This window comes from Clostridium thermobutyricum (assembly GCF_000371465.1).
GTDB lineage: Bacteria > Bacillota > Clostridia > Clostridiales > Clostridiaceae > Clostridium > Clostridium thermobutyricum.
Genome location: NZ_KB850956.1, coordinates 1,287,964 through 1,304,418, shown reverse-complemented (window position 1 = coordinate 1,304,418; position 16,455 = coordinate 1,287,964). Strand labels below are relative to the sequence as shown.

At 23.5% G+C, this 16,455-nt stretch carries 14 protein-coding genes and 1 pseudogene; 4 read left to right on the top strand and 11 right to left on the bottom strand.

Going from position 1 to position 16,455, the window contains the following annotated elements; genetic code table 11:
* Nucleotides 1-78 precede the first annotated feature (78 nt).
* On the bottom strand, nt 79-921 hold the full coding sequence (locus tag HMPREF1092_RS16750; protein ID WP_002597747.1) for a L,D-transpeptidase family protein: 843 nt from the start codon (nt 919-921) through the stop codon (nt 79-81).
* Nucleotides 922-1,176: 255 nt separating this feature from the next.
* Here HMPREF1092_RS16750 and HMPREF1092_RS06025 point away from each other — a divergent pair, with 255 nt between their 5' ends.
* The gene (locus HMPREF1092_RS06025; protein WP_002597746.1) at nt 1,177-1,440 is read left to right on the top strand and encodes a DUF3892 domain-containing protein; all 264 of its coding nucleotides are present in this window, start codon (nt 1,177-1,179) and stop codon (nt 1,438-1,440) included.
* A 628-nt stretch (nt 1,441-2,068) separates the two neighbouring features.
* On the opposite strand, the gene HMPREF1092_RS06020 is transcribed toward HMPREF1092_RS06025, so the two are convergent.
* From HMPREF1092_RS06020 to HMPREF1092_RS16455, 4 genes and pseudogenes are all read right to left on the bottom strand, one after another.
* Nucleotides 2,069-2,968: a DUF1848 family protein gene (locus HMPREF1092_RS06020; protein ID WP_002597745.1), complete on the bottom strand. Its 900-nt coding sequence runs from the start codon at nt 2,966-2,968 to the stop codon at nt 2,069-2,071.
* A 15-nt stretch (nt 2,969-2,983) separates the two neighbouring features.
* On the bottom strand, nt 2,984-5,698 hold the full coding sequence (locus HMPREF1092_RS06015) for a reverse transcriptase domain-containing protein (protein WP_002597744.1): 2,715 nt from the start codon (nt 5,696-5,698) through the stop codon (nt 2,984-2,986).
* A gap of 404 nt (nt 5,699-6,102) precedes the next feature.
* A pseudogene (locus HMPREF1092_RS16745) lies at nt 6,103-6,246 on the bottom strand (sporulation initiation factor Spo0A C-terminal domain-containing protein); the annotation flags it as partial.
* 155 nt (nt 6,247-6,401) lie between these two features.
* Entirely contained in the window at nt 6,402-7,250 is an 849-nt protein-coding gene (locus HMPREF1092_RS16455) for a hypothetical protein (RefSeq protein ID WP_002597743.1), read from the bottom strand.
* A 647-nt stretch (nt 7,251-7,897) separates the two neighbouring features.
* Between HMPREF1092_RS16455 and HMPREF1092_RS06005 the strand changes: the two genes are divergently transcribed.
* From HMPREF1092_RS06005 to HMPREF1092_RS05995, 3 genes are all read left to right on the top strand, one after another.
* Nucleotides 7,898-8,917, top strand: a complete 1,020-nt coding sequence (locus HMPREF1092_RS06005; RefSeq protein ID WP_002597742.1) for a hypothetical protein — start codon at nt 7,898-7,900, stop codon at nt 8,915-8,917.
* A gap of 2,292 nt (nt 8,918-11,209) precedes the next feature.
* Nucleotides 11,210-11,467: a hypothetical protein gene (locus HMPREF1092_RS06000; protein WP_002597741.1), complete on the top strand. Its 258-nt coding sequence runs from the start codon at nt 11,210-11,212 to the stop codon at nt 11,465-11,467.
* Between the two features lie 6 nt (nt 11,468-11,473).
* Complete coding sequence (locus HMPREF1092_RS05995) at nt 11,474-12,181, top strand: hypothetical protein (protein ID WP_002597740.1); 708 nt, start codon at nt 11,474-11,476, stop codon at nt 12,179-12,181.
* Nucleotides 12,182-12,222: 41 nt separating this feature from the next.
* Here the strand turns inward: HMPREF1092_RS05995 and HMPREF1092_RS05990 are convergent, their stop codons facing one another.
* The 6 genes from HMPREF1092_RS05990 to HMPREF1092_RS05980 all read right to left on the bottom strand — a co-directional run bounded on the left by HMPREF1092_RS05990 (nt 12,223) and on the right by HMPREF1092_RS05980 (nt 16,412).
* A complete protein-coding gene (locus HMPREF1092_RS05990; protein WP_002597739.1) occupies nt 12,223-12,927 on the bottom strand; it encodes a DUF4145 domain-containing protein in 705 nt (234 codons plus the stop codon).
* Nucleotides 12,928-14,644: 1,717 nt separating this feature from the next.
* Nucleotides 14,645-14,818, bottom strand: coding sequence for a hypothetical protein (locus HMPREF1092_RS17155; RefSeq protein WP_002597738.1), 174 nt, complete (start codon nt 14,816-14,818; stop codon nt 14,645-14,647).
* 433 nt (nt 14,819-15,251) lie between these two features.
* Complete coding sequence (locus HMPREF1092_RS17430; protein WP_207637624.1) at nt 15,252-15,422, bottom strand: hypothetical protein; 171 nt, start codon at nt 15,420-15,422, stop codon at nt 15,252-15,254.
* A 59-nt stretch (nt 15,423-15,481) separates the two neighbouring features.
* A complete protein-coding gene (locus HMPREF1092_RS17150; RefSeq protein ID WP_002597737.1) occupies nt 15,482-15,625 on the bottom strand; it encodes a hypothetical protein in 144 nt (47 codons plus the stop codon).
* A 246-nt stretch (nt 15,626-15,871) separates the two neighbouring features.
* Entirely contained in the window at nt 15,872-16,153 is a 282-nt protein-coding gene (locus HMPREF1092_RS05985; protein ID WP_002597736.1) for a hypothetical protein, read from the bottom strand.
* A complete protein-coding gene (locus HMPREF1092_RS05980; RefSeq protein WP_002597735.1) occupies nt 16,143-16,412 on the bottom strand; it encodes a hypothetical protein in 270 nt (89 codons plus the stop codon). The genes HMPREF1092_RS05985 and HMPREF1092_RS05980 overlap by 11 nt, the downstream gene beginning before the upstream one ends.
* Between the last annotated feature and the right edge of the window lie 43 nt (nt 16,413-16,455).

The following is a 16,455-nucleotide window of genomic DNA, read 5'->3' as shown; positions in this document are numbered from 1 at the left end:
TATCTAAATAATTTGCGAATTATTTTTTAAATTTTATAAGCTCTATTAGATAAAATACTAATAGAGCTTATATATATCTTAATTTATAATTATAGTTGTTTTATCTAATACATTTTCATAAATCCATTTAGCATTTTCTACTGCTAACCTGACACATCCATGACTTAGTGCCATTCCCAGTACATCATTAATAATTTCAGTTCCTTCTGCATTAAATAAAATTGAATGATAATAATAACTTCCTCTAATTCTAGTAGCATATTTTACTCTATAAGTATCAGATCCAAAATAAGGCTTTCTACCACTAACATAAAAAGTCCCTTTAATAGTTGGTGTACTAGGCTTACCTACTGTGCATGACCACTTATATAATAAATTCCATGAACCATAGTTATTTTTTTCAAATATATAAGTAAGCTTATTTTCTAAATCAGTTGTAATTAAATTTGTAGTAGGACTTTTAATTTTATTATCATTTACAAACTTTGTCATGTCAGTGTAAAAATATTTAAAATCATATCCTTCAGGTGGATTTCCATCATCAGAAAGAAAATAACTAAATATATATCCTTTCTTATTGTCATATATAACATGACTCCAATCTCCACTTACTGATAACACTTGCACTATAGATTTTGGTGGAATTATAGTTACTGGATTTGACTCAGCCGATGGATAAGATCTTAAAGTAACATCTGTCCATGTATATTTTGTCTTAGATAAATAATCACTATATATATATCCCCTTTGTCCTTTATATAATACTTCATACCAATCCTCTTCTGCCTCAATAGCTTGAACCATTTCTAAAGCTGGTATTACAGTAATTACATTTGCAGAAGTAGATTTTTCCGCTCTTAAATTAGTGTTAGCTAAAGTATATTTATATGAGTTTTCTTGTTGTCTTTTATAATTTTCCATGCTATACCTCTAAATTTACTTTTTATAATAATATCCTATGAGATTTTCTTAATTTAGCACCACTATAATAAAAATTATTATTTTTTAAATTTTAAATATAAAAATATATTTTCAATGAGAATAAATTATCTTAACTTAGACATACGATATTTGTATTAAATAAAAAACTACAATATCTAGTTAATCCATAAATTTCTAAGTATATATATCTAATCACTCCACATACTATTAGTGTAGAAAGTAGAGGTGTTTATTATGAAAAATTCAAAAACTCAAAACAATTCAAACGTAGCATGTATAACTGAAGTTTTAACTAAAGAAGGTAGCTCTGCTGCTGCTGGTTACAAACTATCTAATGGTGAAACAGTTAGCGTTGAAGAAGCTGTTCAAATGGCTAAAAATGGTGAAATCAAAGATGTAATTGTTTCTTCAAGAAATGGAGAAGAATTCTTAAGATCTTATCCAGATGGAGATGAAAACAATAACTTAAGAGATTTACCACACCACAGAGAGTATTAATAGGTAGCAGTTAGCTAAAATTAAACTCAAAATATACATAATACAAACAAAAAAATAGTGAGAATAACTATAAATGGCTATTCTCACTATTTTTTTGTGTTTTAATTTATTTTAAGTACTAAAGACTAATACTGAACAATCACATAAAAAGTTGTTAAAGTATAGTTTTGTTATAAAATATTACTCTAACAATTTTCTCTGAATTTATTTAATATTACGTGTTAATAATCTATTTGTATTCATTTTCATTATATTATGAAATGTTACTCTAGAATATATTTTTTCTATCTACTCTACAAATTCTCTATCGCAATAGTTATACCTCAACTAAAGCATCTATCTATATCTCTATTTTCTTCTAATAAAGCATATTTCCTGTTTAGTAATCTAGTTAAATATCTTTCTTTTTTAAATATTTAACAAATATAATTCTTTTATTACATTACTTAATAGTTTCTTACTTTACTACCATAGAATTTCAAAATTAAGATTTATATTATTATTTTACAACTAATACATTTTAATATTTTTTTAATAATCAGTTTACTTTAAGTATATAAGTTTATTTAATATAATTCTATATTACACTATACTTACTATACATATAAAATATAATTTCATAATGAATTTACTTAATAAATGCATTTGCATAGCAATATTTACATCCACTATAACATTGTTTAGGTGGCCACCCTCCTATATCTATAGAGTTAGTACAATTGCATAATTTACGCTTTTGGGGTTCTTTTAGGTCAGCATTCTTATATTGATTATGCAATTTTGATAATAAATATCCATCAATACATCTATGCGAATTTAAACCTTCTACACAACAAGCTTCTATTTTCACATCATACTTTTCAGCTTTTTTTTCAAGCCAACTATTTATTCTTATTTTTTCTTCTAAATTTGGTGTAATTATCTTCCATTCATATTTATTAAATCTATAGTCTACTTTATTATGAATTCCATTTTCTAAAAAACTAAAAGTATAATTTTTTATTCCTAATCTAGATGTATATTTAATAATTTCATCAACCATAGATAAATTAGTAAATTCTTCACCAGTATATTTATTTTTCAATCTTACAATAGGGTCAATTCTTAATCTTATTCTTAGAGGACTTTCTAAAAATTTAATAACATTTTCTAAATCATTGAATGCTTTATATGGTTTTGGAACATTAGGTTCAAGTATAAAGTCTGAACCATCTTTATTTTTACCTATTATTCTACTTCCCATTCCAGTTATTGTACATTGATAAAACAATTGAATTCCTTGACTTTTTATTTGTTTAAGAAAAATATATAATTCATTTTCCAATAAAGAATTAGGATGTTTTGACCATAAAACTAATGTGTGTATATCTTTCCCTTTATCAATTCTATTTTTAACTTCACTTATCAATTCTTTAGGATAAAACTTAGGCATATCTGTCATTCGTGATGCACTAATAACTATATTATTGCTTTTACTAAATATAATTTTTTTTTCCTCTTTAAATAAAGACATTTGTTCTATATTCATTTTAATCTCCTATAATTAATAACTAGAACCAAAATTTCCTGTTGGTTCCTCATCAGGTAAATACTTACCATAATTATTATACATTGGTTCTAATAATTCTATTATATTTTCTCCTAAATTTTCTTTTATCCACGTCCAAACCCCATTCAACTTCAAATTAAATTTTCCATTAAAATCTTGTTCTTTTAACCATTCACTATCTACTGTATTTATTAACATTAGCATATTTCTAATATATATATAATCGGGTATATCTTCAATTTTTCTATTCAATAAAATTTTTATTTCTTCTATACTTTTCAATGAAATATTATCAATATTGACTAATTTTAATATTGTTTCACATGCTATAGTATTTATCACTCTTAATTCATTAGTATATATTTTAATAGTATCTATATATATTTCTAATACATCATTTATATATTCTACTGCTCGATATTCTCCAATTAACCAAATAAACATCAAATTACAATAGTTTGTATAGTCTTTATTAATCTTACTGAATACAATTTTCTTTAAACTTGGATATCCCCTAAATTTTTTTATATCCACTAACCATGGATTATTAACAACATAATTAAATATTTCTTCATTAATGACATCTGTATTCGTAAATACTCCTAATTTATTAAATAAATATTTAAACTTTCTAATATTCAATATACTATTATCACCTTGTTTTATTTGGTTATAAACTTGTTGAAACTCATTTCCTAACAACTCTTTTAATCTATTTAAGTCAGATATAAAAATTGAATTTTTTCTTACAAAAACTTTTTTCCATTTACTAATATTAATTTTATTTTTTCCAAACATCTTTCCATAATTAATTTTTAATCCTAAACTATATGCTTTCCTCTTTCTAATTTTTTTTGATAACCAATGTTTAGAAATACTTATTCCAATACTATTATAGCATTGATAAATCATATCAATTATTCTTTTATTATCTTTATCATATAAATTGTATATATTAGATGGTAAATTATATACAGAACTATATATTTTCTTACATAATTTAGATATTTCTTCAAAGTCATTATTTAAATCATAAAATTCTAATTCTTTAACTTCTCCTGATTCAGTTTTTTCAATATTTAACTTTAATTTTAAATCATTTGTAATAAATTTCGTATACTTATCTATATTCTTTTTATGAGATTTATTAGTAAATATTATCATATCATCTACATATCTCAGAATTTTATCTTCACAATTTTCCTTAGCAAACCATTTATCATTACAATTTAAATACATATTAGATAATACACCTGAAAGTGGTATTCCTTGAGGAATTCCTTTATCTCTATCTGTATCTATTAATTCTCTACTTATATAATTATTTATCACTTCTACTAACCATTCTTTATTTTCGAACCAAGTATTTTCTTGTAAATACTGATCCAGAATTTCTAATAATTTTTTATGGTCGATATTTTTATAATACTCCTTTAAGTCAAGTTTTATATAATGTTTATATTCATTTTGTTCTTTCTTTTGATTTGATATAAATTTATTAAAATACTGTTCCATGAAATTCTTTGTAACATATGGCACTTCTTCGTTTTCCTCTAATCTATTTCCAAATGATATTTCTTTATTTTGAATATTATCAATACATAAGCCAATGCTTATTATTATACTTGTACTAATTAATTCATTTACGGCATCTTCAATAATTAAAGGTCTTGTACTTCCATCTTTTTTAGGAATTCTATATTCCATATAATTATCTTTATATATTTTATTAATATTATCCTTCATAATTATTCTAGCAACATCTATTATTTTTTGCTTATTTTTTATTAAATAATTTAACTCTATTTCATCTGTAATTATTAGATTATTTAATGTAGTTATTGTTTTTTTAACCGTATTGCGCATTCTTGTTCCATTATTTATATATTGATACATATCTTGTTCCATTATATTGGTTTGATAATATGATTTATCATATATATATTCTGTGTCTTTCCAATGTGAACACTTTAAATTATCATATTTAAAATGACTTCTTTTTGTCGGTCCACTTATTTCATATATTTTATATTGCTTCATATAATTAACTATATTTTTTATCTTTGTTAACTGACTATTAGTTTCTATATTTAATAAATATGATTTCTCATCAACTATATATAAATCATTTATCCTTTCAGCTAATTCTCTTTCCTCATTCCACTTAGTAAAATTACTTAATAATATAAAAATTGGTGCATCTATTATTCTTTCTTTTATCTTCTGTAAATCAACAGGAAATTTTTCACAAATAATATTATAATTAATAGATATATATTTATACTTCTTATTAATTTCTGAGATATATTTTTCAAACATTATCTTTAACCAATTTACTCTTATTGAACTCATTTCAATAAAAATAATATTTATTTTCCCTGTATAATTCATATCCTTTCCACTTATATATGTATCTATATATGCATATGTTGCTGTTCCTACATTACATCCTATATCAAGTATATTTATCTCCTCAACACTTTCAATTATATTCTTGTATACAGTACTAACTTTCATTTCATTTAAGGCATTTATACATTTAAAATAATGAGTTCCAAAATGTGTATATATCTCATTAGCAATTAATTCTTCATTTTCTTTATCTGTTGCTCCAGAATAATGCAAATTAAAATTATATTTATATTTAAATCTATTTATTAAATACTCATAAGATTTGTAAGTTTCTTCTTTTATTAAATAATAATTCATGTCATAACCCCTTATAAACTCAGTATATTCGTTCTGAATATATTATTACATATTTAACATTTTTTTAAATACAATCTTATATTTTATTTATATGTTTTCATCTAGAAATAATATTTTTTAATCTTCTACACTGTTTTTTCTTCAAAATCATATATTAGTTTTAAACCTTTTTATAACTTTATATTTATACACATAAAATAATTCTTTTTGATTTTCTCGCATTCAACTTACGTTACTTCTTCAAATATATTAAGAATAATGTTAATAGCTTTTTTAATTATGAACATAAAAATAAGACATCTCCTAATCAGTTATCAACTGAATATTCGATATCTTATTAAATATTTATATATTTTTGGCTATACTTTTTAAAGCTTATATACTCCAAAGCTAGTAAAATATCCCTATGAAACTTTATTTTTAAGTCTTAATTTATCAGCAATAATTGCTATAAACTCACTGTTAGTAGGCTTACCTTTATCATTGTGAATTGTATATCCAAATAGTTTATTTATTGCATCTACTTGTCCTCTTCCCCAAGCAACTTCAGCTTTAAGACAGTTTTATTTTTCTGTTGAATAGAAATTTTTGACCAATCAAATTAATATCAAATCAGTATTTTATCTGACTTTCTTAGTTGGTTTTTCCTTTTAATATTTATTGCTATATTTAACATAACACATTTTTATAAATTAATCAATTATCATATTAATGTATGCTGATTCATGTAATTAATAACTTGTGTTAAATTTAAATTATTAATATAAATATTCCTATAATCCATTACTTCAGCAACTATTCCATTAGGAGTAGATTTAGATATACATATACAGACACAAATTACTGGAGAATTCCTATTAGAATCAAAATACATTTTAAAGGCATTTAAAAGTTTAAATTCTTGAGGATAATTAATTTTAAAAGGATTTCCTGCATGTATAGACAATTTATTTTTTGAATCTTTAATAGTAAATATAACTTCTTCATCACTTATATCAATTGATTCAACCTCACCATATACACTATATATGTCTATTGGACTTATAAGAAAATCAGAAACACTTTTTTTATATATATATGGTTGTTTATCAGCACTTCTTTTTCCTATAACACCTCCACCAGCAATAGTGGTTTTAACTTCAGAAACTGAGTTTTTATCACTTGTAATAGATGATTTACTCTTACTTTGTTTTCTTTCACTACTTTTTTTCTTTTTTCCTGTTGCTAATTTATAGGTATCTCTAATAACATTTCTAGCATGACTTTCATTCAACTCTACTCCACCAACTCCCTCAATTGAAATTCTTCTTGCCCTCTCCCCATCTCTATCAACCTTATTAGGGCAATTTTCTATATGTTCACTATTAGGAAGTGTAGAAAAATAACTAGTTTCTCCTCCTTTTTGTCTTTCTTTATGTGCAACTTCTGCTGAACATCCATTAATAGGACAGAATAATTTTCCCTTATAAATTTCTTCATATTCAGCTTTAGTTATACTTTCTGCTAAAATAAGTTTTTTTTCTCCATCATTCAAATATAGTGCTTGTCTCATAATTTTCACTCCTTTTTATATATTTCTTTAATTATATTATACCATTTTATTAATTAATTACCAATTTAAACTTTTTTTATTATAATTCTCTTTAACTATGTATAAAATCTGTTTCCTTTAAACTCCACTAAGCTATATTAATGCTATTATTTTATTTCCATTATAATAAACTTCTATATATCTCTGTTAATAATTTTACTATTTATACTAAACCTTGTCTTCTTTAATAATTAATTCTCTATTACAATGCCCATGTCAGTAGATATTAGGTACTCTCTATTTTTCTCAATTATATATTACTAGTCACCATATTCTATTCCTTTTCACCACAATTATTTACACAGTTATTAAATACTTCTTTATATTAATTATTTCTTTAACTCATATATTTGGTGTTCACAATATTGCTTAATTAAGACAACTAATTAGTTACTTAAATATATACTATTACTTTTTCTATTTTTAAAAGTGAAAATATAAAACTAATATATTTTTATAAATTTTGAAAAATATCTTTCAATAATTAAATAATAAATTTAAAGATGTAGTTTTCTGCAATGTCACATGAATATATAAATCTTGTATATATATACTGAATAGAGTTCCATAATAGAACTTGAAACTTATAAAACAAAGGATGATTATATATGAATAGAATACAAGATATAAAAAATATTTTAAAAGGTGAATTAGTAAATCCAGCAACAGGGGAAATAATAGAAGGAGCTGAAATTATTGAAGCTTTAGAATTTGAAAATGCTTTAAAGAAAAGATTTCAAAGAGATGGACTTAAGTATAAGAAAGAAAAGGGTATAGTAGAATCAAAAGTAACTGAAATGTTAGGAGGCTCTTTTTACATTCTCCAATATAGGAATACTGTTAATGCAATATTAGAAAAATATGAAAAGATAAATAGTGCTTTTGCTTTTAGATTCATTTATTTATGCTCTTATATGAACTATGATAATATACTTATCTTTGACAGCTTTAAAAGAAGCAAATCAAAATATATAGATGAATCTGATTTAAGAGAAATAATGAATTTATCAAGAAAACAACTGATTGAATTTAAAAAGATATGCTTTGAAGATAATTTATTAGAAAAAGTTGAGGTTGAAGGAATACCAGCTATAAAAGTAAATAAAATGGTGGCATGTAAAGGAAAAACACCAACTTATTATAATAGATATAGTATAAGAGTATCAATTAATCATATTCAAGAAATATATAAAAGGGCTACTGCCAGAGAACATAAACAACTAGGCTACTTAGTGTCTCTATTACCATATGTAAACTTTCACTTTAGTATATTATCTCATAATCCTGAATGTGAGTATAAAACACATTTGAATCCATTATCATTACAAGATATTTGCAAAATATTAGACTATGATATAAAAAATGCTGGTATACTTTTAACAGCTTTAAGGAAACCCACTCTAAATGGTAAATTAGTTTTCTTGACTGTTTTATATAAAGATAGTGAAGCCTTTCTCTTAAATCCAGCTGTATATAATAAAGTTTCTTCAAATGAAGCCCTTAAATGGTTATATGAATTATTGGAATCATCTGAAATATGGACAAATAATAAAGCTAAAAGAAAAAAGGGAAAAATAGAAGTTAAAAGCTTAAAAGAAATGTGTATTAGTGGAATGAAAATAAAATAGTTGCAATAATTACTTGATTAGCTAGAGCTGTTGCTCTAATCCTTTTTTAATATTAATAGTTAATTTATCTCTTCATTCTGGAACACTTTTGATAATTATCTCTTCATTCTAGCACAAACCTTTGAGAGTATTACTTGCTTTGAAGCTAACTTTTCCTATAAGTATATGTGTACCACATATACTTGGGCTAAAGCCCACAACAAATGAACAAAATAAATATATACTATAATAACAGCAATAAATATAATAGAATCCAGCATGTATTAATTTAATGATAAGCCTTCAGGATGTAATACAGTATATACCTATATAACAATTAACATACTTTCCTATTATCTTTAAATATTCTAATGACTTAATTTTTAAATCATAAATTCAATAAAAAAAATAATTTATTTTTCTTCATCTTCAATAAGCTTTAGTATTGTTTATATATTGTATTAGCCTTAACTTATTTTACTGTAATCAATCCATATATATCTTTAGCAAGAATTAAAAAATTTTCTCTATATCTATAATAAATGCTAAATTCTTTTTTTAAAACTTTTCTCTAATACTATTAACCACTTGTAATTTAGTATAGAATCTGCACTAGAGTATGAAATGGTAAAAGTTTCTCCTTTCATTTTTATGTAATATTTTTTTGATAAGCAAAATAGTTTTAAAATAATATTTTTATAAGATATAAATTTATTTACTATTAATTAATAGTGGTTTAGCTACTTTCTTATTTTATATACCAGTATAGAATTTACACTATATTATATCTTGTATTAGAAATTGTTTAACTAAAGTTGTTAATTTTCTCTGCTTAATTCTTATAATTTATGAAGTATTACTGTTTACTTCTGTTATTAAAATATATAGCAGATTGAAACTATATGCACCATAAAAAATTATAATATTTACTCTTTAATGTACTTTTATCATTGTTAATTCAATTGATTAACTAATATCTACCATTTACCATAAATATATATAGTTGCATTAATACTATATATATTCCTTAATATTAGTATAAAATCTACACCAGTATATGTTGTTTAATTGAAATTGTACAGAAAAGTATACTTTTTTAAACTATGGTTTTTTATAATCAATTTAATCAGAGATGTAATACACTTTCTAAGAACCTTTATAGAACAAGCTGTATTAATATATATTTAGTACTATTCTTAAAGTTGGATTCACCTAAGAATATAGCTGATATATGCTCTATGAATTTTATAGGCTTATTATTCTTGCTTATCTACTGTAGGCACACATAGTTTATTATCTGTGTGTAACACATCTTAAAACATAGCTATATACTTTAAATATGTTGGTATATGTTAGTTGCTAATGTATCTAAATAAATAAGTATATCTCCTTTTAAATAAGGGGGCTATATTTTTAATAGGGTATATGTCTAAATAAAGAGGGCTTTTATTTATGGGATATATTTATAGGGGGTATTGTTTCAAACACATGGTATTGAAACAGGTATATTACTGGTACTGTAACCCTGATGAATAGGTTATTAATTTAATACTTTGAAACAGACTTTTAAACACAAACATTATTAGTTATATATTATTTAGCTATTGTTATTGCTGTTAATACATAACTAATACAATATATTCTATTGGCTGTAACAGTCTATTATTATACTATTAGATTGCATTTATAGTTTTTATATCATGTTTATATACTGTCCTGTGGTCTGCTCTACTGTTGTTATCATCTTAATCAATAACATTAATCAAAGATTTAATTTCAATTTTAAAATAGTTTATTTAATCTTATTTCACTTCAATATCTTATTTTTTAAAAATTTTTATTTCTGAAATTTGAAAAGATTCTTTGAAGGGGGCACAGGGGGGTACACCCATAGATAGCTATAGGTCAGGCAGTTATAAAATATCTACAACAAAAATATATCTAGTACACAATGTATACCAACAGCTATAAAAGTTAATCACAGAAAAATATAGATATATCAATACTTAAATTGTCACAAATGATTTTATATAGATAATATTAAAAATATAAGTAACAGTTATTCCTTACAAAAAATAAATTTAATTTTTTAGTTGTTATTAGTCTAATTTAGATGGAAAAAAGTAAAGAATACAAGAAAAGTATCTTTACTTTTTTCTGTCACAAAACAAGATAAATTCTTGATATTACTATGTAGAGCTTAAAACTATTGCTTAATGCTCTACTGTTTTATCACATTACCACAAAACTTTCTTCTAAAGTATGGCTATTTATAGGCTCTACTTTTTATATATAAATATGGAGGTCTAAACAATGTTAACTGTAAATCATGAATTACTTAATGCTATATGCTGTTATACTAGTTTATCTAAAGTAAAAGTATATGAAAAACTAGACTTAAATAAATACTTTAATTTTTCATATTTCTGTAGGATTACAGGAATAGAAGGTTATCCAACACCTGAGAATATTGAAGTTATTCAGAAGGCTTTAGATGAATCTTTCACAATTACTGAATTAAGTGGAATTGCTACAATACAAAATACATTAATGAAAAGAAAAAGGAGTTAATTATATATGGAAAATATTATTATAAAAGATTGTCCTGTTATTAAAGATGTAAAATTAAATAAGAGTGTTTTAACTGAACTAAAAGAAGCAATTCAAAGTAAACACACATCTTTAATAAATTTTGATACTGAAATTTTTAATATTAAAGATAACATAAGAATCTTAAATGGTGAATTACTTAAATTAGAATCTGATAGGAAAGAAATAGAAGAATTAATTGTAGAAGGAAATCCAGCTTTAGCAAGCAAATTGATTCCTTTAAATAAAGATATTTCTGAAAAGAAAAAAGAGATTGAAGAATTAAAAAATACTGTTTACTCTATGCTGGAATTAAAAGAACAACAAAAAAATAAATTAGAAAAAGGAATCTATTCTAAATTCCTAGATAGTTATTACTTACAAAATGAATTTGATGAAAATGCCAAAAAACTTCAGTTACAATTATATAGTTTATTATATAAAGCTTTTGAAATTACAACAGCATTAAAAGACTTGGAACATGAATATGTTGATTCTGTTGAACATGAATTTAGGTCATATAAACCACATAGAAGTTTTATAGAAACTTTTCCATCTAGAAGCTATATTAATAATGCAAAAGATAATTTTATTAATGATGGTCATTTTAATGCTTATTCTTATGATAGAATTAAGCCATTTGTTGAGGCTTTAGAAGGATTTAAAGGTAATGAAGAAATTTCAATATATAAATAAAAAGAAAGGATATACAGTTTTGTGCTGTATATCCTTTCTTTTTATTTATCTCTCTGCTCTATTCCTACTAATACTTTTTGTGGTAGACTATTAAATAAACTGTCTCTTCTATTTTTATCCGTAATCAATTCCCTTACTATATAATTTAATAGAGTAAATAAATATATTACATCTTCTTTTCTTTCACCAACATTTATTTCCCCAGGATGTACAGCATTATTTCCAATTACTCTAATAATATCTAATGACTGCTGTACTCTACTATCTACTCCATCCTTAACCATATCTCTTATTGATTTATTTATATTGCCTTTATAACCTAATTCTTCACATAGACATTGAAGCCCCAGTCTTAATAATGCACCAGCTGATTTAGGAGAAATCTCAACAACCTGGCTTGCTTCAAGGTATAATTCTTTAACTTTTTCAGGCATGTCTTCATTTGGTTCTTCTACAGTTGTTATTGTTGGAACTACAAGATTTCTATCAATCCATATAGTTGCCTTTTCACAACTTGTACAAATAGCAATATCTATTTTACTAATTATATCAGGAGTGTAATGTCCATTAGATAAAAATCTTTTATGATTTATATCTTGCATATCAACCAAATTATACTCCTTAAAATTTAGTCTTCTATCAGATTCCAGTATCACTTTGTTAATGAATATTTGTTGTGCTGTAAATTTACAATGTGGACATGTAAAAACATCTTTATTAATTTCAGGTAGTATATGCTTAATCATTTAAAAATCTCCCCCATTTATCTCATATATTCTCTCAAATGTATCTGATAATATCAATTTAGTTGTTTCAACTATTTTTTATGGATTTATCAGATATTAAAAAAACTCTAATTTAAAATTCTCTAAATAATTTATTTCTTAGTGCACCTATTCCATTATGTGTTTCCTCACATAAGCTGTATAATATATATGAATACTTTAGCTAATTAAAATTTAAAATATATTGCTGTATTTATTTTATTTTCATATTTTTTCTATTAGTAATTACTTTAAATGTATTTTTTACTAAGTTTTACTAAATTGTTTTTTTGTTAAATAGCATAAATATTTATCATATCCTTCAATTTCTAATGAACCTCTTAATATTGGATAAATACTTGCTTCTAAATTTGCTTATTTTATTAAAATAAGCACTGATTTAATATTTTCAAATATTTTTGATGGAAGACATAAAGGAATTATTGATTTTAAATCTTGCTTATATTTTATTGGCTCTTCTTTTATCTTTTTCATAGCTTGTTGAAATTTTCTTGCTAATTCTATAAAGCCTATACGTTACTCTCCCCCTTTAGTTATCATATTAATATTAATAATAATATTATTATTATATCATTTTCCATTCTATTTTGTATGATATACTCTCTAAAATTGCTGTATTAAATACTAATTAAAACAATATTTTTAAAAAGGATTATTAATATAAATGAATTACTTAAATATGAATGCTAAATGGTTAAATGGATATCTTTAGAACATTAAATATCAATCATTAATGAAGGATTAAAAACTGAAAGCACTCTAAAAAAGTGTATGAAAAAAACAGATATTAATAGCAAATATTAGTCTGAAAGATTCAGGAATAGTAGCTATATATACTCTAAAGTTAATATAACTTTTATTAAAAGCAGTGTTGATTATTTCATTAAAGATTCCACCCCTGAAGCAACAAAACAAAAAAATATTCTAATTAAAAGGCAACTGCTCAAATACTATTAGTAATAGTATTTTCTAATTTTACTATGAACCTTCAGAAATCATTATAAATATTATCTGTTCTGTAGATACTGAAATCTTAAAATAAATTAAGGAATCTGTAATAAATATATGTGGTCATATAAGCAAGGTTTTATCTTTATATATCAACATTAAACCCAAAATAAAAAGCCCTTAAATGGGCTTCTTTATACAACAACTAATATACTAATCAGTAAACTTATTGATATTGTTATACACATTTTCCTATATTTATTTTTTATACCAAATAGCTTATTCATATTATGATTCTTCCTTAAATTGTATCAATTATTCTAAGTAAATCTAATATGTTAATAATATCTTTGTATTAGCTTATTGCTTATTCTGTTGTGATTGCTCTTAAATTTACTAGATACTTTATTGTATTATAAACATTAACTCTATAAATATTTCTAAATTAATCAGAATTATATATATTTAATCCAATATGCTCTATGTAAAACAAAGTTAATTTTATATATTTCTCTGTTTTATGCTAGTGTTTATCTGTAATGGATTCTTAATACTTTATAATCCTTTTAATCTCACTCTTATGTTTTAGTTTATAAAACCACTTCTTAATCTTTTTTATCATAGTACCCCACATCTTTATTCAAGATATATATTCTATTTAGATTAAACTTTGTGACTGGTCTACATTAAAACAGTTTAAATAATCTTTTCTTTTTTTAGATTGTTACTTCTAAATATCTTTATAATTAATTCCATATCCTTCTTTTGGAATATAGTTATTTATAAATTTTGTAATAACTTCTGTCATGTTGCTATTATTATGCTTTAATTCCATTCTAAATACTTCTTTTTTGTCTATATCAATTCTTATCTTAATGTTAGTAATTTTGTTATATGTACCCATAACATAAAATCCTCTATAATCACATTCTTTGCTCTTCTACCAACAGGAATATTATATATGTTCCTATACATTTAACTACAAACTAAATATAGAAAAAACATTCCATTATTAGGCTGTTAAATAATTTTATTAAAATTTCTATCAATAGAATAATTGATATTGCTAATGCTATTTTAAATTCCACTTTTGAATCTATTTTAAAACCTATAAATAATCCAGCAATAAAAACATAAGAAATAATATAAGCTATTAATTTTAAATTCTTCATAATGTAATAATAATGTTTAAAATATTAGTAATTACTATTACTTTCTTTTTTTATTTCATTATTGCCATAGTTATCCAGTAATTTTTTTATAACTATTTATTATTGATAAATTGTTTTAAGCTGTCATTTCTAAGCTATATTTAGTTTTTCAATTGAAAAATAAAGCTATTCTTTATACCAATTTATCATATCTTTATTTCCTTTTGATAAATTAACAACTAGTACATTAGGCACTATATTATGAATATAGCTTTCTTCTCCTTTAGAAACTTGAACTATATATTTTATATTAAAATTCAATAAATCATTCTTTATCTGTTCTCCTGAATATGCCAACTTATAATAAAAAAAATTTAAACATTCTCTTTAGTTGCTAATCTATAAATCCTACCTCATTACCTTTTATTTTTTCCTTCTTCTATTGACTTTAATTCTAAAAAATTAGGATTATTTAATATTCTTTGCCTATCTTTTTCAAGTTTGAATCCTTCAGGTAAATTATTTAAATCAATGTTTAATTTATCTTTACATTTAATCATTTTTATATTTCTTCTTTTTGTTCTTTATTCTAAATATCTAACAAGGAAAAATTTATGATTCTATAAATAAAAAAGAACTTATACATTTATAAGTTCTTCTTATCACTCTATTTAATTTTCTTTATGTATATTTCTTTCTACCATATTATCATCTAAACTACAAATAAATGTAAGTCAGTCTTTGATTCACATTCATAATGTACTCAAACAAATTTACATAATAACAAAAAACTAGTCCCCTTATTCTCATATATAGTAGCCCAAATTACTATTTTCTACTTCATCATCATCTTCTACTTTCTGTTCAATTTCCTTTGGTTCTATTGGGGTAATTGCTTCTTGCAAGAGTTTAAGTAATTCAGCTGACATATTGAGTTTATCTTTCTCCATATCTTGTTTAATTAGCCTTTTAACATATGAAGAAAAATTTCCCTTAGAATCCACATAATCAATTAAATTAACTTCTTCAGGAGTGAATGAAAGATTTATGGCATATCTTCCATCCTTCCTTGGTTTTCTACTCTTCATCTTCAATTACCTCTTTAACTTCATACTTTTCTATCATATCAGTATCAAGAACATAAACAAAGGTTACATCTGCCTTTACAATTTTCCTTGCTTGTCCTTCTAGACTCTTAAATCTTTTATATGCTTCAAGTTCTGAATCCCCACAATAAATAACTGAAGGTGTCCCAAACATTCCATTTACTTGAATTGTCATAAACTGGTCAGTATAATAAGTTTTTTTATTATTTTTGAATTTCTCTTTTAGATTTTTTGTATCCATTATATATCTCCCTATCATTTTTCTTCAGTATATAATTTATTTT